Source organism: Bacillus sp. FJAT-42315, assembly GCF_002797375.1.
Taxonomy (GTDB): domain Bacteria; phylum Bacillota; class Bacilli; order Bacillales; family Domibacillaceae; genus Bacillus_CE.
Genome location: NZ_KZ454941.1, coordinates 1,784,096 through 1,804,620, shown reverse-complemented (window position 1 = coordinate 1,804,620; position 20,525 = coordinate 1,784,096). Strand labels below are relative to the sequence as shown.

The 20,525-nt window shown below is 41.9% G+C and carries 20 protein-coding genes, 1 pseudogene and 1 riboswitch; of the genes and pseudogenes, 8 read left to right on the top strand and 13 right to left on the bottom strand.

The genetic code is table 11. The features are described from left to right. Positions 1-99: 99 nt before the first annotated feature. Positions 100-283: riboswitch (cobalamin riboswitch) on the bottom strand. Positions 284-358: 75 nt separating this feature from the next. The 4 genes and pseudogenes from CEF22_RS08815 to CEF22_RS08800 all read right to left on the bottom strand — a co-directional run bounded on the left by CEF22_RS08815 (position 359) and on the right by CEF22_RS08800 (position 3,255). Then, the gene (locus CEF22_RS08815; protein ID WP_100402560.1) at positions 359-1,027 is read right to left on the bottom strand and encodes a DUF975 family protein; all 669 of its coding nucleotides are present in this window, start codon (positions 1,025-1,027) and stop codon (positions 359-361) included. Between the two features lie 43 nt (positions 1,028-1,070). Next, the gene (locus tag CEF22_RS08810) at positions 1,071-1,283 is read right to left on the bottom strand and encodes a hypothetical protein (RefSeq protein ID WP_100402559.1); all 213 of its coding nucleotides are present in this window, start codon (positions 1,281-1,283) and stop codon (positions 1,071-1,073) included. 3 nt (positions 1,284-1,286) lie between these two features. Further along, positions 1,287-2,303, bottom strand: a pseudogene (locus CEF22_RS08805) (RNA-guided endonuclease InsQ/TnpB family protein); the annotation flags it as partial. A 220-nt stretch (positions 2,304-2,523) separates the two neighbouring features. Continuing rightward, complete coding sequence (locus CEF22_RS08800) at positions 2,524-3,255, bottom strand: hypothetical protein (RefSeq protein ID WP_100402557.1); 732 nt, start codon at positions 3,253-3,255, stop codon at positions 2,524-2,526. Between the two features lie 114 nt (positions 3,256-3,369). Between CEF22_RS08800 and CEF22_RS08795 the strand changes: the two genes are divergently transcribed. Beyond that, on the top strand, positions 3,370-4,470 hold the full coding sequence (locus CEF22_RS08795; RefSeq protein ID WP_100402556.1) for an NAD(P)/FAD-dependent oxidoreductase: 1,101 nt from the start codon (positions 3,370-3,372) through the stop codon (positions 4,468-4,470). 151 nt (positions 4,471-4,621) lie between these two features. On the opposite strand, the gene CEF22_RS08790 is transcribed toward CEF22_RS08795, so the two are convergent. Beyond that, positions 4,622-5,230, bottom strand: coding sequence for a DedA family protein (locus CEF22_RS08790; protein WP_100402555.1), 609 nt, complete (start codon positions 5,228-5,230; stop codon positions 4,622-4,624). Between the two features lie 139 nt (positions 5,231-5,369). Here CEF22_RS08790 and CEF22_RS08785 point away from each other — a divergent pair, with 139 nt between their 5' ends. Both CEF22_RS08785 and CEF22_RS08780 read left to right on the top strand, forming a co-directional pair. After that, on the top strand, positions 5,370-6,095 hold the full coding sequence (locus CEF22_RS08785) for a polysaccharide deacetylase family protein (RefSeq protein ID WP_232726086.1): 726 nt from the start codon (positions 5,370-5,372) through the stop codon (positions 6,093-6,095). A 20-nt stretch (positions 6,096-6,115) separates the two neighbouring features. Then, complete coding sequence (locus tag CEF22_RS08780; RefSeq protein ID WP_100402554.1) at positions 6,116-6,397, top strand: hypothetical protein; 282 nt, start codon at positions 6,116-6,118, stop codon at positions 6,395-6,397. A 75-nt stretch (positions 6,398-6,472) separates the two neighbouring features. Here the strand turns inward: CEF22_RS08780 and CEF22_RS08775 are convergent, their stop codons facing one another. The 5 genes from CEF22_RS08775 to CEF22_RS08755 form a co-directional block, all read right to left on the bottom strand. Continuing rightward, positions 6,473-6,703, bottom strand: a complete 231-nt coding sequence (locus CEF22_RS08775; RefSeq protein WP_095480631.1) for a hypothetical protein — start codon at positions 6,701-6,703, stop codon at positions 6,473-6,475. A 280-nt stretch (positions 6,704-6,983) separates the two neighbouring features. Next, positions 6,984-8,603 carry a long-chain fatty acid--CoA ligase gene (locus CEF22_RS08770; RefSeq protein ID WP_100402553.1) on the bottom strand — a complete coding sequence of 540 codons (1,620 nt, stop codon included), beginning with the start codon at positions 8,601-8,603 and terminating at the stop codon, positions 6,984-6,986. Between the two features lie 22 nt (positions 8,604-8,625). Continuing rightward, positions 8,626-10,185, bottom strand: coding sequence for a fatty acid--CoA ligase (locus CEF22_RS08765; RefSeq protein ID WP_100402552.1), 1,560 nt, complete (start codon positions 10,183-10,185; stop codon positions 8,626-8,628). Between the two features lie 30 nt (positions 10,186-10,215). Next, on the bottom strand, positions 10,216-11,730 hold the full coding sequence (locus CEF22_RS08760; protein ID WP_100402551.1) for a class I adenylate-forming enzyme family protein: 1,515 nt from the start codon (positions 11,728-11,730) through the stop codon (positions 10,216-10,218). Positions 11,731-11,875: 145 nt separating this feature from the next. Continuing rightward, positions 11,876-13,588 (bottom strand): sigma-54-dependent Fis family transcriptional regulator, encoded by a 1,713-nt coding sequence (locus CEF22_RS08755; protein ID WP_100402550.1) that lies wholly within the window; start codon positions 13,586-13,588, stop codon positions 11,876-11,878. A 236-nt stretch (positions 13,589-13,824) separates the two neighbouring features. Here CEF22_RS08755 and CEF22_RS08750 point away from each other — a divergent pair, with 236 nt between their 5' ends. Both CEF22_RS08750 and CEF22_RS08745 read left to right on the top strand, forming a co-directional pair. Continuing rightward, positions 13,825-14,004, top strand: a complete 180-nt coding sequence (locus CEF22_RS08750) for an aspartyl-phosphate phosphatase Spo0E family protein (RefSeq protein ID WP_094835525.1) — start codon at positions 13,825-13,827, stop codon at positions 14,002-14,004. 124 nt (positions 14,005-14,128) lie between these two features. After that, positions 14,129-14,332, top strand: a complete 204-nt coding sequence (locus tag CEF22_RS08745; RefSeq protein ID WP_100402549.1) for a cold-shock protein — start codon at positions 14,129-14,131, stop codon at positions 14,330-14,332. Between the two features lie 291 nt (positions 14,333-14,623). Here CEF22_RS08745 and CEF22_RS08740 read toward each other — a convergent pair whose 3' ends face one another. Beyond that, positions 14,624-15,637, bottom strand: coding sequence for a helix-turn-helix transcriptional regulator (locus CEF22_RS08740; protein WP_232726085.1), 1,014 nt, complete (start codon positions 15,635-15,637; stop codon positions 14,624-14,626). A 321-nt stretch (positions 15,638-15,958) separates the two neighbouring features. On the opposite strand from CEF22_RS08740, the gene CEF22_RS08735 reads away from it, so the two are divergent. Next, complete coding sequence (locus tag CEF22_RS08735; RefSeq protein ID WP_100402548.1) at positions 15,959-16,516, top strand: GNAT family N-acetyltransferase; 558 nt, start codon at positions 15,959-15,961, stop codon at positions 16,514-16,516. 106 nt (positions 16,517-16,622) lie between these two features. Here the strand turns inward: CEF22_RS08735 and CEF22_RS08730 are convergent, their stop codons facing one another. Both CEF22_RS08730 and CEF22_RS08725 read right to left on the bottom strand, forming a co-directional pair. Then, positions 16,623-17,426, bottom strand: coding sequence for an ABC transporter permease subunit (locus CEF22_RS08730; RefSeq protein ID WP_100402547.1), 804 nt, complete (start codon positions 17,424-17,426; stop codon positions 16,623-16,625). Beyond that, positions 17,423-18,307, bottom strand: coding sequence for an ABC transporter ATP-binding protein (locus CEF22_RS08725; protein WP_100402546.1), 885 nt, complete (start codon positions 18,305-18,307; stop codon positions 17,423-17,425). The genes CEF22_RS08730 and CEF22_RS08725 overlap by 4 nt, the downstream gene beginning before the upstream one ends. 163 nt (positions 18,308-18,470) lie before the next feature. Between CEF22_RS08725 and CEF22_RS08720 the strand changes: the two genes are divergently transcribed. Beyond that, entirely contained in the window at positions 18,471-19,064 is a 594-nt protein-coding gene (locus CEF22_RS08720; RefSeq protein ID WP_157843199.1) for a TetR/AcrR family transcriptional regulator, read from the top strand. A gap of 74 nt (positions 19,065-19,138) precedes the next feature. After that, complete coding sequence (locus tag CEF22_RS08715; RefSeq protein ID WP_100402544.1) at positions 19,139-20,512, top strand: MATE family efflux transporter; 1,374 nt, start codon at positions 19,139-19,141, stop codon at positions 20,510-20,512. Positions 20,513-20,525: the final 13 nt, after the last annotated feature.

Genomic DNA, 20,525 nt, shown 5'->3' with positions numbered 1-20,525 from the left:
CAAAATAAAAAACTCTTTCTTCTAGAAAGAGCTGAAAACGGCAGAAAATAGCACAGGAAAAAAAGCTGCCGATTCAATTTCTCACTCCCCGAAGAAATGAAACTTACGGAATGCATGGCAGGTCTCCTGACTTGTGCTTCGTTTTACTTTGAGCCTTCCCGTATAAGCAAGCTTACACAGTGGTCTTCTCATTTCATCCACACTTACAGTTGCGGGGACAGCTTTGGCTTCGCACCAAATTCCCTATTAAGTCGATATCGACACCGTTAATTCCGAATATTCTGTTATCATTTTATTATACAGAAAAAACAAAGAAAAAGCAAAAGACTGCCTTCATAAAGACAGCCTTTTGATCCCTTTACACTTCCTGATGTTGATCAGCAATATGCTTATCATAGAAAGCAGCCATTGACGCTTGCACGTACGGAGCTAACCATAAATAACCGATTCCGAATGTGAGTAATGCTAAAAATGCCCAGCCAATAAAGCTTAAATATAATACAAAATAACTCCACTTATAGCCTTTCATGCGGCGTTTACTTTCTGTAATAGCTTCAAGCATCGATAGTTCAGGATGATCTTTCATAATAAAATATGTTTGCGAATAAGAAAAAGCTTTAATAATCCCAGGAATAACTAACAATAATGACCATAAAAAGACAAAAATCCCGATTAAAATGGAAACACCAACTGTCTTAAACGCTAAACTCATATTGGCATAGATAGAAAATACATCCCCAACACTTTGTCGCTCTCCTCGAACTAAATGTAAAAAGAACCAATACATTGCTGAAATGGAAAAAGGAATCATAACAAAACTAATGAATAAACTAAAAAGGTCCCCTTCCATAGATGTATTCGTTTGATCCACCCAATTTTCGAGCCCTCCGACAGCCACAATATCAAAAATTGTCGGTACGATCCCACCAATCAGAAACATGATCAGCATTAGGACGACAGCGGTTCCCCAACTTCCGGCTAAAGCGTCTCTCGCATCTTTCTTAATACTTGCAATACGAACATTCATTTTTTTGCTCCTTTCTTTTTTATGGATGAACCTCCCCCACCTATCACTTCGCACTTTGAGGTGGAGGTTTCTTGTCGATCCCCTCGATATCAGAAGCTGGACGATGTCCATAGGTGTACACGACACCCTCGTCTTTCTCGGGGACTGACGCTCCCATATGGAAGCAGTGGTCTTGACGCAAGAAGTCTCTCGACGGCTTGCTGCCACCGTAAGCAACAAAGAGAGAACATTCTCTCTCTGGGGCGGTTCTGCCCATCTACTACGCCTGTACAGGACGTAGATACGTGATGTCAGTCAGCATCACTTCTCGAAACTTCCCGTGCACATACTGGGATAAGATGTTCCCTGCACCGTGGATATCCCGATGCCGTTCATATCCACAAGAGCATTGATAGTTTCGTGAATGGACTTTGTTTCGTTTTCCACAAGCAGGGCATGCTTGCGTCGTGTAGGCTTCGTTTTCTTTTGATAAGGAGACACCAGCCGCTTCTAATTTATAGGCCAACTGTTTCGTGAGTTTTCCAAAGCTCCAGTTGCTTAGTTTTTGATTCACTTGTTTGGAACGAATTCGTTTTCGTTTTTTGTTTCGCTTGCTTGTGTGTCGTTGAACGCCTTCCACATCGCCAAGAGCGACATGACCGACCTTTTGTTCCACGCACCAGTTCACAAAAGCACGAGTCGTCTTATGCAGGAGATCCCCTAGCTGCCGTTCGCTTTTGGAGAGAATATACTTCTTCGCCCAGTTGTATTGGCGCCATTTTCTGGACCCTTTTTGACACCGACTCATGAGAATTTGTAGCTCTCTCACTTTTTTATTTCGCAACCGGTGAACGCTGCGCATCTTTCTGCCCGAAATCACCAGTGCTTGTTCATTTGTACTGACAGCGGCAATCGTATGAATCTCACCTGGATCAATCGCGGCTGTATGACCGTCTTGAATCGGTACAGGCTCGATGCCGTCTTCATATGACAAACAGGCATGCCATCGGCCGTCATAGACGAGTTCTACTTCTTTGAGCACACCAGTTGGAACCGAGGCAAGCGTCAACACGAGTGGTGTCTGTTGTTTCCCTTGCCATCTTCCTAAGCTAAGTATTAATTTCCGTCCTTCCAACACGAAGGATTTGTCGACCCATTTAGGATGAAACACTAACTTCTCTTTGTATGGATACCGGATGGACTTATTTGTTTTTCTTGCTTGGCGAACTCCTTCTCGGGCACACAAAAACTTATGACATACCGCTTGGATCGTCTGACTGTGAAGAGGATACAAGCCTTTGAGTTCAGCTTGAAGGTCACTACGTTCCCATCAAGAGGAGATGGAAAATGTCATCCTTTTTTCTTTCGACAAAGTTCGGGATATCCTCAACCAAACGCTTTTCGGCTGTGCCGAACCGAGATTCACCCCCTCCCTACTCGCTGGGCTGTGCCCTTCACGCTCCTTGAAGAAGCGAACTTCTCTCGGGTTATGGTTAAAGTGTAATATAAATATCTATTTAAGACAAAGAGATATTTTCTCCAAGGATTTCCACCGTTTGACGTAACGGAACAAAATTCTGTCCATCCCACCCCCATATATTGTTCATATATCCGAGCCGATCGGCATTATACTGACCTGCGATATTTTGAAACATGACTAATTCATACGTTCCATCTCGATCAAAATCGGTTGGATAAATGCCCGCTAGTGGTGAGATAAAGCCTTGAATCGGTTGTTTTAATGTTCCGTCAGAATTATAAATGTCAGTTAAATAATCCTGTCCCCTATATTTTAAACTGAGCGTGTAACGTTTGGACGGACGAGAACTAATCACTTCTACGACATATTGATCGCGATAATTGACTTCATATTGACTACTATTATTAAATACGTCCGAATCGAAAATAGGTTTCATTTTTCCTTGAATAAATGAATAGATGTACGCATAGACGATACCGCCGCTCCCTCCCGAATCAATAACGATCAGCACATCATCGACCTGATCTCCCGTCATATCACCTAAAAAAATGGTCGGATGATATCCCGAACTCTCCTGCAAACGAATCGTCGCTATAGACTGATCGCCATATTCAACGACCAATGTAATATTTTGGACATATGGACTGTCTTCTCGTTTCGTTCCAATTAAATATACTGTGTCTACTTGCCCATCTCCCGTGACGTCCCCTTGCTTGACATCGAGTATACGATCATCTCGCGGTAAAAATGACTGTACTTGTTTGTTCATCCTACACCCCCTTATTCCAATTTATGCAAACGGCGTGTCCAACAATTCTTATATTGTATGTAAAAAAAGAAAACTGCTATGATAGACAAGAAAATGAAAAAAAGGGTGTCAGTAATGAAAAGATATTGTGTAATCGGCGCAGGAATTTTAGGTGCTTCTACTGCTTATCACCTCGCTAAAACAGGAGCTCACGTAACGATCATCGACCGAAAAGACGAGGGTCAAGCAACAGGTGCGGCGGCGGGAATTATTTGCCCGTGGCTGTCACAGCGACGAAATAAAGCTTGGTACCGCCTCGCTAAAGGCGGTGCTCGGTTTTATCCTAAATTAATTGCTGAATTGGAGCAATTGGGTGAAACAAATACAGGGTATGCCAAGGTCGGAGCTTTAAGCTTGCATGAAGACGAAGAAAAATTAGTGAAGATGAAAGAGCGTGCTTTGAAACGGCGAGAAGAGGCGCCAGAAATTGGCGAAGTGACAATTGTAAGTCCTGCGGAAGCGAAGGCTTTATTTCCGCCGCTTCGAGATGGTTACGGGGCGGTGCATGTAAGTGGAGCGGCGCGCGTCGACGGCCGAGCGCTTCGTGATGCCTTACTCAGAGCGACCAAAAAATTAGGGGCAACTTTAATCGAAGGAAATGCCCAATGGACAGATAACCGCGAAATCATCGTCAATGATCAAACCCTTACTTTTGATCAAATCATTATTACAGCAGGCGTTTGGGCGAAATCACTACTCGCCTCATTAGACGTTCAAGCAAATGTCGAACCGCAAAAAGCACAAATCATTCATTTCGTGCTGCCGAACGCTACGACTAACGAATGGCCGGTCATTATGCCGCCGAACGATCAATACATGTTAGCGTTTGATGATCGCATCGTGGCGGGGGCAACGCATGAAAATGAAGTTGGCTTTGATACGCGCGTGACAGCAAGTGGGGTACATGAAGTATTAGATAAGGCACTGTACATCGCCCCTGGCTTAGCAGATGCCACTATCCTCGAAACCCGAGTCGGCTTCAGACCATTTACTCCCGGGTTCTTGCCAGTGTTTGGCTCACTCCCTGGACATGAAGGCATACTCTTTGCTAATGGGCTTGGCGCATCTGGCTTAACGATGGGACCTTTTATCGGAGCAGAGCTTGCTAAGCTTGCTTTAGGAGAAGAAACGGACGTACCACTTGAGGATTATGATGTTGCTAGTGCGTTGAGTTAAAAAGAAGAGAAAATAAAAATAATTGGGAGAGCGAAAAAATGAACGATCAAACAGGTTATATATGTGCATGCTGTGGTCAATATCATTCTGAGCTTCCAATGAACTGCATGACAAAGAGCATTGAACGTTGCCTTCAATGCTCTTTGTTTATCTAAGCCGCCTTCCTCTTTTTCATATACCAATACAATCCGTAAATGGCGACTAAGCCAATAAATACGTAGATCACATCGGAGTAAATTCCCATGTAGTAAAGGATAATATCCCATGATTGTCCTAATTTCGCGCCGGCGTACACAAGAAGCGTATTCCAAATGAGGGTACCGCTCGTTGTTAACAATAGAAATAACCATAATTTCATATTGGACATCCCGGCAGGAATGGAAATTAAACTACGTATTAAAGGAACCATCCGGCAAAAGAAGACGGTCCAATAGCCTTTCTGATCAAACCAGTTATCCGCTTTTTGCACATCTTCTTGTTTGATTTTCAATAGATGTCCCCATCTGTCAATGAGTTTCATCATTTTTTCCACATCGACGAGTAGACCAATGCCATATAAAATCAACGCCCCTGACACAGAGCCGGCTGTTGCGGCTACAATCACACCGCCGACTGTTAATGACGTGGTCGTCGTCATAAATCCCCCGAATGGCAAAATCAACTCGGAAGGAATCGGCGGAAATACATTTTCTAAGCACATCAGTAAAAAAATACCGACATAGCCAAACTGTTCTACCACTTGCTCTATCCACTGTTGCATCGCAAGCCTCCATCAAAATAGTTACTTGATTGATATATATTTTGAAAAAACTTCAATATTCTTCGTATTTTATAATAATTTTTTCAATGAATCCACAAAATAAACCTTATATCAATTCATTATTAGGAGTGTAAAGCATGTGAAAAAGTCGATTGTTTGTATCATCATAATTATGTATCTCCTTCCAAACACTCACGCCACAGCTTCTAAAAAGAGCCGTGAAGAGTATGAACGAACAGGAGCAATTATTTGGGACGTTCACACCGATTTGAAGCTAGTAGCACTGACGTTTGATGATGGACCACACCCTATTTATACTCCAGAAATTCTAGATATATTAGCAAAGTATGAAGCGAAGGCCACTTTTTTTGTCACAGGTATGCAAGCAAAGAAATATCCAACCATTATTAAACGACAAGCAAAGGAAGGCCATGAAATCGGCAATCATACGTACAGTCATGCATCCGGTGAAAAAATCAGTGCCGATTTGTTAACAAAGGAATTACAGAAAACAACCCAATTGGTTTCTACTCTTACCGGACGGAAACCTGTTCTTTATCGTCCTGTCGGTGGAGTTTACAATGACCTGATTGTTGAAACAGCAAGGAAAAATGGTTACCAAGTTGTGTTATGGTCTTGGTATCAAGATACAAAGGATTGGCACAGGCCAAAAGCCGACAAGATCGCCCATCATGTCATCACGAATACCAAGCCAGGTAACATCGTATTATTACATGACTCCGGTGGCAACCGCATGCAAACAGTGAAAGCACTGGATGCTATTTTGTCCCACTTATACAAAAATGGCTACAAGTGTGTCACTGTGTCCGAGATGTTGTATCAAACGCAGTCAAAATTTCCATGAATAATATTAGGAGGGATCCTATGCTTACCTTCCCCGTCATTCACACCAATTTTTGGGATGCTGTTTTTGCCGTTCCTGCCGTTATCGTCCTGACTCAATTCATTAAAATATTTGGCCATATTCCGAAACGATATGTACCTACTATAGCCTTGTTGCTCGGCTTGTTCATTTCAGTGTTTATTAGTCATCGCCACCATCTCATTCCAGGGCTTTTCATGGGTTGGTTTTATGGTTATGCAGCAATCGGTAGCTATGCGTCACTCAAAACCGCCATCCTTGCTTTTCGCAATAGTCACACCTAGTCTATAGCTGTCGGTGATCATGTGTAAATCGTCACCGATAGCAAAATTAAAAACACCTGCAGTCACGCAAGTGTTTTAATTGAGCTCATTTACTTTTATAAACCCCCATAAGTCTTCGATTGGACAGATTCCGTGGCGAGGCAAATCTTTAAACTCATAAAAGGCATAGTCTTTCCACGAATGCAAATCTACTTTAATCTCCATTTGTTCATTTTCTTTCCAAAAAAACTGGCGATTTTCATTTAATAGGCTAAGCAACTCCACACTAGTTTTTATTTCCGTAACTATGTGCGATGTATCTGTCATTCTCTTTCCCCTCCTAATTTTCCACCCTCTTTTAATTTCTTCTTATTATACACCTTCTCCTTCTTTAAAATTCATATTTTTTAAAATTTTTAAACAAAGAGACTGATTAGTTTTATCTTTAATGACTCTCGCAACAAGTAAAAACACGAGCACTCCTCCTTTTTCAAGATTTAATAGAGGTGAAGTCAATTATTTATTCAAACATTTAGTGAATGCTAATCGTTTTTTATTCCCTTATTGAAAAAACCCGCCCATCAAGACAGGCGGATTCGCTCTTTTGTTAGCTTTGTTTCATAAAATAATCTTCTAATTGGGCACGCAACGCTCGCTTTAAAAACTTACCGACCGATGTTTTCGGGATTTCCTCCATAAAGACGATTTCATCCGGTAGCCACCATTTAGCAAATTGCGGCGTTAAGTAATCCATTAACTCTTGCTTCATCGTCACTTCGTTGAAGCCATCTTTTAATACAACGCAGGCCACTGGTCGTTCTTGCCATTTTGTATGCGGTACAGCGATGACAGTCGCTTCAAAAACAGCGTCATGACCCATTAGTGCGTTTTCCAAATCAACGGAAGAAATCCACTCACCGCCACTTTTAATTAAATCTTTCGTGCGGTCGACGAGCTTAATGACCCCTTCTTCATCGACCGTTGCGACATCACCTGTATAGAGCCAACCATCTCGAAATGCTTGTTCCGTACGATCATCGCGGTAATATTCATCGGCAATCCACGGGCCACGAATGAGAAGCTCGCCCATATCTGCCCCGTCCCAATTGACTTCGCCACGATCATTAATCACTTTCATTTCAAGACCTGGCACGATCATTCCTTGCTTAGCGCGCTGATCCAATTTTTCTTCTTCTGACAAATCCAACTGGTAGCTTTTTAACCGAGCTAATGTCGCCAGTGGAGTTGTTTCCGTCATTCCAAAGGCGTGGAGGAAAGGAACGTTAAATTTTGTTTCAAAAGCACGAATCATTCCAGCTGGAGCAGCTGAACCACCACAAAGAACGGCTCGTAAGCTCGACGTATCGTAATCTCCTGCTTCTAGCTCTTTTAATAAACCGAGCCAGATTGTTGGCACACCGGCTGTGATGGTGATACCTTCTTCAGCAATGAGCTCGGCTAGCACTTTTGGCGTAAATTGTGGTCCCGGCAATACTTGCGTCGAACCGAACCAAGTGTTGGCAAACGGCATCCCCCATGCATTCGCATGAAACATTGGCACAACCGGCATCGCAACATCGGATTCCGAAAGCGCGGCCGTATCCGCTAATCCGAGAGCATAGCTATGTAACACAATGCCTCGATGGGAATACACGACCCCTTTTGGATTTCCTGTTGTCGCTGATGTGTAGCACATGCCCGCTGGATCATTCTCGTCAATATCTTTAATAAAAGCCTCGTTAGGATTCCCTTCCGCAAGCAACTGTTCATATGAATACACCGGCTCTAACGTCGTTTTTGGTAATTCTGCTTTGTCCGTCATTATAATAAACGCTTTCACTGTTGGTAGTTGATCCGCAATTTTTTCCACGAGTGGAACGATATCTTCATCAATAAACAGCACTTGATCTTCGGCATGATTAATAATGTAGACGATATGCTCCGGTGAAAGACGAATATTAATCGTATGCAGCACCGCGTGCATTCCTGGAATGGCGAAATATATTTCTAAATGGCGATGATGATTCCAAGCCAATGTACCGGCACGCTCCCCTGTTTGCAGACCGAGCTGTTTCATTGCGCTCATTAAGCGACGTGTACGTTCCCCAATTTCTTTATAAGTAAAGCGCTGAATACCAGCATGCGTTCTCGATACAACCGTTTTCTTCGGAAAATATTTTTCAGCACGCTCTAATAACGACCCGACAGTTAATGGTACATTCATCATTTGGACATATCCCCTTTGTTTTTTATTTTTTCGCCTGTTCTTCTAATTGTTGACGCAAAATAAATTTCTGGATTTTCCCACTAGCATTTCTTGGAAGTGCTTCAACAAAAATATACGCTCGCGGTCGCTTATAATCAGCGAGTTTCGGGCTGTTTTTGCATAGTTGCTCTAGCTCCTGTGCTGTAACACTTTCATCTTTCTTGACGACAAAGGCAATCACTTTCTCTCCCCACGTTTCATCCGGTTCACCAATCACAGCGGCATCTAGCACGCCAGCGTGTTCAAACAGCACGTCCTCCACTTCACGAGGGTAAATATTTTCTCCGCCGCTGATGATCATGTCATCGACGCGATCGGCAATCCATAAGTAGCCATCCGGATCAAAATAGCCAATGTCTCCCGAATGGTACCAGCCTTGATCAAGTGCACTTTCCGTCGCTTCTGGTCGGTTAAAATATCCCATCATCATACTCGGTCCACGCACAATAATTTCACCCGGTTCAAAAGGAGCGGCAATATCATTTGGATCAGATGGTTGCCCTTCCTTCGTTCTAACAATTCGAATCTCATGGTTGATCAATGGACGCCCCGCTGAACCTGCTTTTGTAATTTGTTCGTCTTCCATTAAAAATGTAATGGCTGGTCCCATTTCCGTCATCCCGTATGCTTGGACAAATTGGACACCAATTCGGTCTTGGCAAGCTCGAACTAACGCAGGAGCCATCGGAGCGGCACCGTATAATCCAAGAGTTAAAGAGGACGTATCATATTGACTTAAATCTTCTTGTAAAAGCATATTCCACATCGTTGGCGCGGCAAAAAATTTCGTGATGTTTTCTTGTTGAATTAGTGAAAGTACTTTTTGAGGGTGAAACTGATGAAGGATGACATTGCTACCACCGGCATGAATGCGCGGTAAAAAAGCACAATGAAGTTCGGCGCAGTGAAACATCGGTGCTGTCACAAGTCCGCGATCGCGATCGGTTAGCTTTGTCGAGTGAATGAGCGCTTGTGATTGCTCAATCATATCGCGATGCTTATGCATCACCCCTTTAGGACGACCAGTCGTGCCACTCGTATACATAATCGCGTATAAATCATTTTCATCGACATGTGCCAATGGCTTTTTCGCTGACTGATACTGGATGTTCTCTTGATAGCTCGCAGCATAGCTCGGAGTGTCCTCATCTGTATACCAAAACGCAACTTGTGGAAAACGTGATTCAATCGCCGTAATTTGATCCTTCAAAGCCTGTTCAAATAGCACAATTTTCGGCTTAGCGTCGTTTAAAATATAAGCGGTTTCTTCTGCCATTAGCCGAAAATTAATTGGATTAAATACAGCACCGATTTTGCAACAAGCAAAGTAAGCGGTTGCTAGTTCTTCGCGGTTATATAAATAAGTAGAAACAATATCTCCTTTTTGAATGCCTTCATCTAGAAAGGCATTAGCTAGCTTATTCACTTCCTCGTTCCACTCTCGATACGTATAGCGATTGCCGCTTTTCGCATCATATAACGCCTCTTTATCGGCATATTGATGGACTGTCAATTCAAACACATCACCTATTGTTACATACATGTTTAATTCCCCCCCTTATTTAGAAAGCGATTACATTTTTTGATGAAATCTTTGTCGCAACTGATATTTTAGTATTTTCCCAGACGTATTCCTTGGAAGCTCGTCCACAACGATCACTTGACGCGGAACTTTGTAGCCAGCAAGCTTTTGCCGGCAAAAACCACGGAACTCTTCCTCATCAAACGTTGCATTAGGCTTTAAAACAACAATAGCTGTCACCATTTCTCCCCACACTTCATCAGGCAAGCCAATGGTTGCCGCTTCTAAAATACTCGGATGCTCATACATCACTTGCTCGACTTCAATTGAATACACATTTTCTCCGCCGCTAATGATCATGTCTTTTTTACGGTCCACAAGCGTCATATACCCTTCCTCATCAGCAACTGCTAAATCACCGGTATACAACCACCCATCCTTTAACGCTCGTTTCGTTTCTTCCGGCTTCTTATAATATTCCTTCATCACCGTCTCCCCACGAATGACAAACTCACCGATCATCCCAGGAGGTGTCTCTTTCCCTTCTGAATCGACGACTTTCACTTCCGTTAAAAAAATCGGCTTTCCACCTTTACCGAGGTGATACTTATGCCCTTCAGGATCAAGCATAATTCCTCCTGGTCCTCCCTCAGTTAATCCGCATAAATTGTAAAACTGGTCCGTTTGAAAAAATTTCATGCTTTGCTTCACAATTTCAGGTGGCATCGGAGCCGCTCCGTACCCGCATCGTTTAATCGAAGAAAGGTCGTACGCTTCCTTATTCGGCACTTGTAAAATGAAATTGTACATCGCCGGCACCCCAAAGAAATGGGTAATTCGCTCATCTTCAATCGCTTGTAACGCTTGAACAGGATGGAATTCACGATGAATCACATGAGTGGCTCCTAAAATCACGCCAGCGACTAAAAATAAATTTAATTGAGCCGAGTGAAACAAAGGGGCAAGATGAAGAAAACGATCATTTTGATTGATCCCCATCCCGACCATCATCGTCAAACCCACATTAAAAATACGACGATGATCGAATAGTGCTCCCTTTGGCTGCCCTGTCGTTCCAGAAGTGTACAGAATTTCAAGGTCATCACTCTCTAATACAACAACTTCTGGCTCGTTCTTATTGTCAGAAAGAAGCGATTGAAAACTCACATGACTCGTCGTTTCTCCTACAACGATCAATGCTTTCACAGCTGTTTGTTTTTTCGCCACTTGAATGATCGCTTCATATTCTTGATCACAAAAGACAAACTGGGTATCCGATTGATCCAAAATATAATGGACTTCAGGAGCAGTGAGGCGAAAATTGATGGGGACCACAACAGCTCCGATTTTCGCACTAGCAAAATAAGCAAATACAAAAAAATCGGAGTTTTTCATCATGAGAGCGATTTTGTCTCCTTTTTGTACACCGAGGTCTAACAGCCCATGAGCCAATCGATTGACTTGCTCATTAAACTCTTCATATGTGTACTCTCTCCCCTCACAATGAATCGCTCGTTTTGTCGGATAATTTCTCGCGTTTAATGTTAAATAGTAGCCGATATCCATTTGTTTTCCCCTCCTTTGTCGTTTCATCTATTACTATTGCAATTTATATGCCAACGACAAAAGAGCATACTTTAACGGAAATCTCGATGAATGATTGTCTCATTCATGAACAAACAGACGACAGCTGTACAAAAAATGGACAGTTTTACAACTGATATCTTTTCAGCTTTTCATATAAGCCCGACCGACTAATCCCTAGCAATCTAGCCGCTTTCGCTTTGTTGCCATTGACCTCCTCCATCACTTTTTGAATCGCTGACATTTCGGCCTGCTCCGTTATTGAATAAGACTGATTATGAGACAACGAAGCCGTTTCTACTTTCGCTGTTAAATATTCCGGCAAATCTTCCGTTTGAATATTGCCCGTTTCCGCAAATGTCATCGCCCGTTCTAAAATATTTTTCAACTCGCGAACATTCCCCGGCCAATCATAATGCAATAAACAACGAAAAGCATTGGATTCGATCCCCGTGACACTTGTACTAAGCACCCGATTCAATTGTTTCATTATATGGTTGATTAATAATTTCACGTCTCCTCTTCGTTCTCTCAAAGGCGGAATATGTAGTGAAATCACATTCAACCGGTAGTATAGGTCCTCGCGAAACTCGCCGTTTTTGACCATTTCCTCTAATGGTCGATTCGTAGCGGCAATAATTCGCACATCGACATGCACACGCTCTGTTCCTCCCACCCGATAAAACTCTCGATCCTGAATCACTCGCAAAAGCTTTGCTTGTAAAACTAACGACATATCCCCAACTTCATCTAAAAACAGCGTCCCGCCATTCGCTAAATCGAACTTGCCAATTTTCCCTTTACGGTTCGCTCCCGTGAACGCCCCTTCCTCATAGCCGAAAAACTCGGATTCTAGCAATTGTTCGGGAATCGCGGCACAATTCACTTCGACAAAAGGTCCGTCTTTTCGTGCGCTGCTGGCGTGAATCGCATGAGCAAATAGTTCCTTCCCGGTACCAGACTCTCCCCGAACTAAAATCGTTGAGCGACCTTTCGCGGCTTTGGCGGCACTTTTCTTCAATTTATCTACATAGCGATCCTCTGTAATAATTTGCTCCCATGTAAACCTAGCTTGCTCTGATTTTTTTAATTCACTTAAATAATAAGCAGCCTTGCTCTCTGCTTTTTCGAGCTTTTTAAACAAAATACTGACTTCATTTAATTGACGATACATCACTTTTCCGAGCACGCCGATCACTTTTTGATCTTGAAGAATCGGAATACGGTGAACAATGTACTTAATGCCGTTCACTTCCATAAAATCACTGAATTCCGCCTCCTCTGTGTGAAGCGCCTTCGATAGATGGAAATGAGGAAACACTCGATCGACAGGCTGCTGTAACACCTCTTGCTGCTTTAAGTTAAATAGCTCTAGTAAAGCGGGATTGACCATCTCAATATTGGATTGTTCGTCGATCATAATAATGCCATCATACGCATGTTCAATCGCCGTATCCAATTTCCGCTTAAACATCAATGCTCTCACGATATCCGTTTTCGTAGCAAGACCAACCACCTTCTCCTCTTGATCAAGCACAATACCCGTTCCTACCTTACTTACTTTGACGACTTCTGCCACCTCTTCAAATGTCATATCCTCTGGCAGTGTCACTGGTTGATCAATAATATAACCCTTTATGCTCATCGACAAAGGCTGCTCATTTAACACCATTTGATATAAAGAACTCCGGGTAAACACACCGATCAGTTGACGGTTGTTATCAGTGACAGGTAAAGTATTCCATTTATTTTCCTTCATCATTACGAGCGCCTCTTTTAACGTAGATGTTTCACGTAACGTTTCTGTGATGGGTGTCATAATATCTTTTATATGAGTCAAGGCGATGCCCCTTTCTTTTATGAATTTTCAAAATATTTTAACTTTATATTAACATGATTTGTTTGTCGAAAACACTTTTAGACAAGGGCTTTTATAAGCAAAATTCGTGTATGTCATGTTTTTTTGTAATTTTCCTAGAAGTTTTGTCGAACATCTTTCATTTTCTCAATAAAGTGGGCATAATACATACTGTTGTGTGGATTAAAATATGAATGAAAAATTAGGAGACTGAAAAAATGGAAAAAATGGAACCAGACTTAGTTACAGAGATTATGTGTAAGCGTCATTTGATGATCCAGACGGGGATGACGAAGGGATTAGGTCACAGAGAGACAATTAAGTATAGCCAAGAATTAGACAAGCTCATTGCGAAATATCAAACAATCAGCAAAAGTTTCCACTCATTCAACGACTAATGTGAAATGAAACACAACACGAAAAGACAAGCCTTTTAGACAAAATAAACAGAAACTTATGAAATTGCATAAAAGTATGAGATAATAGCAATGAACGAAAATATGCAAATTAGGAAGTGACGAAATGTCTTACTACAATAACAGACGTACAGAACCTTTACCGAGTGAAGATGTTGCTACATGGGAATGCGTAGCAAATGACTGTAACGGCTGGATGAGAAAAGACTTTGCAACAAAAGACGCCCCAACATGTCCATTTTGCGGGTCAGAAATGAAAACAGGAACACGCCACATCACCGCCCTCAAAAACAACAATTTACATAAGTGACAAAGAAAAGCGGAAAGCGCCGTCTAACGACGTATGAACTGGAATGGGCCGATCGAGATAAAGGAAACACGATGAACGTAGTGAATCGATGTTGACTTATCGCAAGGAGGAACATGGAAGTTCATACGTCGTTGGCGCTTGGAGCTGGACACTCGAAAAGCGGAAGGCATCGGTCAGCCATAAGTCTGGCCGATGCAACCATTGAACCGGGGAGTCGGTCTTTAGCATTCAACAGCAAGACTAAAAGTAGGCATCATTACGAAACACAATCAAAGGAAAGGCGGCCTAGGCTTAATCCACCGCCTTCTCCTTCTCTGCTATATACAAGTGATACATCTTCTCTACTTCTTGTTGCACCCGCTCTCTTAACGCATTCGGTTGCACGACTTCTGCTTTAGATCCGAAGTTGAGAATCCAATTAACTAACCCAGTACTGACGATCGCTTTAGCCGACAAAATAAAGTGATCTTCCCCATCTTTTTGAATATCCACCCCATGACCAAACTTATCAATGATCACGTTAACCAACTCATTTTTAAAACGAATTTTGATCCAATCAGCCTGTCCGGCAAACATATTGAATGTTGATTGCACATATTTGCCGACATCAAAGGCTTCATATGTGAACGACTCTTCAGTTACTTGCACATGCTTCATTCGATCGATACGATAATGTCTAATTTCATTGGCCTCAAAATAATAGGCAATCAAATAATAAAAATCATGTGCCCACGTTAAAGCGAGCGGCTTCACTTTATAAAGCGCTCCATTATGACTTAACATAAACCGTTTATCGACATTATATCGTCCATATTGAAACGTCACGATTCGTTTTTCCGTAATCGCTTCATGCAAATCATTAATCGTTAGTTGAACTAATTTACTTTCACTTTTGATCGACGTATCAATTAAAATTTCATTTTGCAGCCGTTTCGCTTGCGGCTGGCTCGTTAATGTTTTGATTTTTCGAGTGAGGCTTTTCGTTTCTTCTTTCGTAATAAACCTAGCAGAAACGACCGCGTCAATAAGCATTCTAAGTTCATAAGGCTCAAACAGTCGATATTGATGACTATAGTATTTCGGCATCCCTTCTTTTTCCTGATTAATCGTGATATCAAAATTAGCTTCTATTAAATTCTCAATATCATCTTTTAAAGAGTTTTTATTCGGTGTATATTCTTCGCCATAGAATATTTGAAATTTGTTAATAATGTCATCAATCGTCCATTGGTTGCTTTCATCCGTCTCCTTTCGAAACCACTCCATCAACTTTAACAGCCTTTGTTTATTGTTAACTTTAACCACGAATACCCACTCCTTCCTATTTTCATTGTATCAAAAAAAATAGAAATCAACGCCAATTTCTTGCGCCTATTTTCCTAAAAAAAAATTTAAAAAATATACAAAAAAACAGTTTCCAAACAAAAAAAATTTTTGTATGATAGTAGCAGAAAAACAAATAACTGATGGTGATTTAGGGAAGGCAAATGGTGCGCCACCAGCTTCTTTAGCTGGTTCTAGTGGGTTCGATTCCCACCCCGAAATTTTTTATGAAAGCTATGAAAAATTTCGAGGGTGGAATTCGGGCGCGATAGGACCGAACTGCCCTCATTTGGAGGGATTATCATGTTAAAGAAGCGCGATGTACATGACAGCCATGTACTATTTGATTTGATGACGCACCCTGAAGTCTTCCCTTTCGTGCGTCAAAAAGCTCACTCTTATGAAGAATTTGTCTTCGTTTCGAAACAAACGATCGAAGCGGAAGAACGTGGAGAATTAATTTCACGAACGATTGTTGATGAGTGGGGCAATCCAATTGGAACGATTAATTTATATGACATTAATGAACAGGCTGGTTTTCTTGGTACTTGGCTAGGCAAGCCCTATCACGGAAAAGGATACAATGCTCCAGCAAAGGAAGCCTTCTTTCAAGAATTATTTTATGAGTTAGACATTGAAGCTGTCTTTATGCGGATTCGCAAAGTCAATACGCGATCCTTAAAAGCCGCCCGAAAACTCCCATATGCTATATTAGCAAACGAGACGCGACCATCGATTTACGCACAAATCAATGAATATGAAGATGTGTATGACCTCTTTGAAATTTCTAAAGACTTATTTACTCTCTACATGATGCGTCAAATGAACGAAACAGCAGACGATCAAGCAATGGAAGCTTAAAAATTTCCCCTCTGCCAAATTCATTCTTTAAAAAACGATTCTCATATCCTCTATATGAGCTAACAAATAGGACCCTTCAGCATCCCGCTGAAGGGTTTTCCAATGATTACACACTTAAATCCTTTTTCGTAAAAACACGAACAGCTAATGCAAATAGGATCGTTCCCGCTATCGCAAGCCCAAACACAACCGTACCGAAAGCATAATCAGGCTTGATAATCTCGACCGGATTAAACATGGTAAAGATCGTCACATATTGTAGCCAATCTAGCTGATCACTAATTTTTGCTACTAAATCTAGCACATAAAACAGCAACACCAAACTAGCGGAATAAGCTAAAGCTTTCTTCTCGTCATTCATGATCGCCGACAATAGAAAGGCGATGCCGCTAATGACATAAAAGAACAACAAAGCGACCAAGTTCAATTTTGCAAAATCTCCAAGTGCAAAGGGTTCATCCTTAATAAACAAAGCCGCTCCAATGATCCCGCCAAGCATCGTACAGCTAATAATGATCACAAGCCCTGATAACAGCACGAACATTTGCGTTCTAGCAATCGCCGATCTTGATACTGGCATCGACAGTAAATAAGCAATCGCCCCGCGGTCGACTAAGCGGGCTACTAACTGTGAAGCCGTCATAATACAATACACCGATAATATAATCACAAACAGCAACCCGTAAAATTTTCCGCTCAAAAAATCAAGCAACGTGCCCATTCCTTGATCTAAGTTAAACGCATCAACGAACCCTTTTGGCATTTGTTCCATAAGCTGCTCCATCTCCGTCCCTGAAATAGAAGGATAGACACTAACAATGAGCAATAAGTAAAGAGCCGCTCCGATCCCATAGCTGAACATCGCTTTCGCATGAACCTTCATCATTTTTTGATACAATGCACCATTCATGAGTGTTCACCTCTTCGATCGTAATAGTCCATAAAAATATCCTCTAAGCTTTGAGCATGCGCATCCAAATTCAGCACATGATAATCCGCAAGAGTATGAATGAGCGAATCGAAGTCGCCTTTTACCGTCACACGAACGCGGTTGCTACCCGTTCGTTCCCCGTTCAATACTTGCTCAAGCCGATCCGCTTCCATTTCATTCGCCACGGTAATCTCCAGCACTTTCCGCTGTAGTGTTTGCCATTGATGCACATCCTTTTCGGCGACAAGATATCCATCCTTAATAATCGCCGCTCGATCACATGTCCGTTCAATCTCTTGAAAGCTATGAGAAGAAAAGAGAAACGTCGTACCCCTTTTTTTCTCTTCGTTGACAAGGTTAATAAACAGCTGCTGCATGAGTGGGTCAAGTCCTGACGTCGGTTCATCCAAAATAATGACAGCTGGTCGATGCATGAAGGTGGCGGTGATCGCGACTTTTTGCTTCATCCCTTTAGACATTTTTCGAATCGGTGTATCCGGGTCAAATTGCAGTCTCTCAATCAGTTCATTTTTTAAAGTATGATCCTTCATCTTACGCATATCCGCTAATAATTGGAGAAATTCTCGACCCGTCATCCCTTCGATAAAAGCAATCTCCCCTGGCAAATAGCCGGTAAATATTTGAATAGCCGCGGCCTCTTTCCAGCAGTCTAGCTGTCTAATCGCCGCTTGCCCATGATCCGCTTGAATAAACCCCATCAATAACCGAATCGTTGTCGACTTCCCAGCCCCATTCGGACCAAGAAAACCAAACGCCTCTCCCTCTGCAATCGAAAAAGAAAGATCAAATACACCTCGCCCATTGGAAAACTGCTTCGTCAATCCATTGACATCGATCACCTTGCCCACCCCCAATAAGTTTTGAAATAATAATAATTAGATATTTCATTTTCATTGTATGCCATTCGTTTCCTTAATACAATGATTTTTTGAACTATTCATTCTCTTTTATTTCAAAACATGGCATAATAGAAGGAAAATGAACGGAAATTAGGTGATTCTCGTGAACGGCTTTGATAAACGAACAGAAAAGAAAAAACAACAAATTAAAGAAGCCACTTTTACATTATTGAAAACAAACCGAGCAAAAGCGATCACGATTAAAGATATTGCGAAGCTTGCTCAAGTATCGCAAGTAACCATTTACAATTATTTCGAAAACAAGGACTCGTTAATACGAGAAGTAATGAAAGAATACTTCACGAAGCAAGTGCAACAATCGAAAGAGTTATTTCATAGTGAGCTTCCTTTAAAAGAGAAAGTCGAAGCGATTTTTTTTCAAAAAAAAGCGGTGATTCAAGAGATTGAACCAGCTAATTTTCAACAACTATTAACTGATGATCAAGAGCTACAACAATTCGTCGAGTCCATCTATCAAAATGACATTATGCCTTTATTTATCGCGATGGTGGAACAAGCCCAAGCTAGAAATGAAATTAATCCAAATCTCTCCATTCGAGCGATTTTATTTCACTTACATACGTGGAAACAAGCAAGTGACAAGCTGACTTACGAACATTTCTCTCGAGAGGAACTAGCTTTGTTTACAGAGGAATTAATTCAATTATTCTTTTATGGCTTATCTGCTAAAGACTAAAAGAATCCCTTTCCTGTAAGAAAATATGTTATAATGCTTTCATTCTGCCAATTAGCAGCGAAAGGAAGAGTTGGATGAAACAAACCTTTACAAAGAAAGAAAAGCTGAAGCAGCTTTTTTATATTATGCTTCCGATCTTGATCACTCAACTTGGGATGGTCTCGATGAACTTTTTCGATATTATGATGTCGAGCCGGTACTCAGCGGACGATATCGCCGGTGTCGCGATCGGCTCCTCTCTTTGGGTGCCCGTATTTACCGGGCTAAGCGGCATTTTGTTGGCGATTACTCCGATCGTCGCTCAACTTGTCGGAGCGGAGAGAAAAGAGGAAGTACCTTTTTCAGTGATGCAAGGAATCTACGCGTCCATTGCCCTAGCCGTGATTGTATTTGCGATCGGTGCTGTCACCCTTAATCCTGTATTACAGGCGATGAAGCTTGAAGACAATGTGCACTATATTGCCAAAGGATATGTGACGGCGTTGGCTTTTGGAATTATTCCTGTCTTTGTCTTTACCGTGCTACGCTGCTTTATCGACGCCCTCGGCATGACGAGAACGTCGATGTTGATTACGCTAATCGCCTTGCCGTTAAATGTTCTATTTAACTATGTACTCATTTTTGGAAAATGGGGACTTCCTGCTTTCGGAGGCGTTGGAGCGGGCTATGCTTCGACACTTACCTATTGGATCATCGCCTTCATTGCTGCATGGATTATCCACCGGGAACGACCATTTTCCGACTATAAAATCTTTCATTCATTTCCAGCCATCTCTTTTCCTAAATGGAAGGAAATTTTATTGATCGGTGTTCCGATCGGCTTATCGATCTTTTTTGAAACGAGCATTTTTTCCGCAGTGACGCTGCTGATGAGTGAGTACAGTACAAATGTGATTGCCGCCCATCAAATCGCTCTCAACTTCTCATCAATGCTCTATATGGTTCCGATGAGTATGTCGATGACCTTAACAATTGTCGTGGGCTTTGAAATTGGAGCGCAGCGATGGAAGGATGCGAAAATATATAGCTGGTTTGGGGTAGCAACCACTGTTTTTGTCTCCTTCCTTGCAACAATTCTATTATTTTTATTCCGAGATCAAATTGCCGGTATTTACACATCGCATACGGAAGTGCTTCAGCTTGCGAGTCAGTTTCTGCTCTTTGCCGCTTTATTTCAACTATCTGACGCGATTCAAGCGCCCGTTCAAGGGGCATTGCGCGGCTATAAAGATGTCAACATCACCTTTTTAATGACAATGATTAGCTACTGGGTGATCGGCTTGCCACTCGGCTATTACTTAGCGAACGAAACGGAGCTTGAGGCATTTGGCTATTGGATCGGCTTAATTTCTGGATTAACAGCTGGAGCCCTCACCCTGTCTGCTCGACTTCTTTTTATTCAAAAGAAAAAATTTCAAGATATAAAAACAAACCACGCCGCTTCTTGAGGCGTGGTTTTTC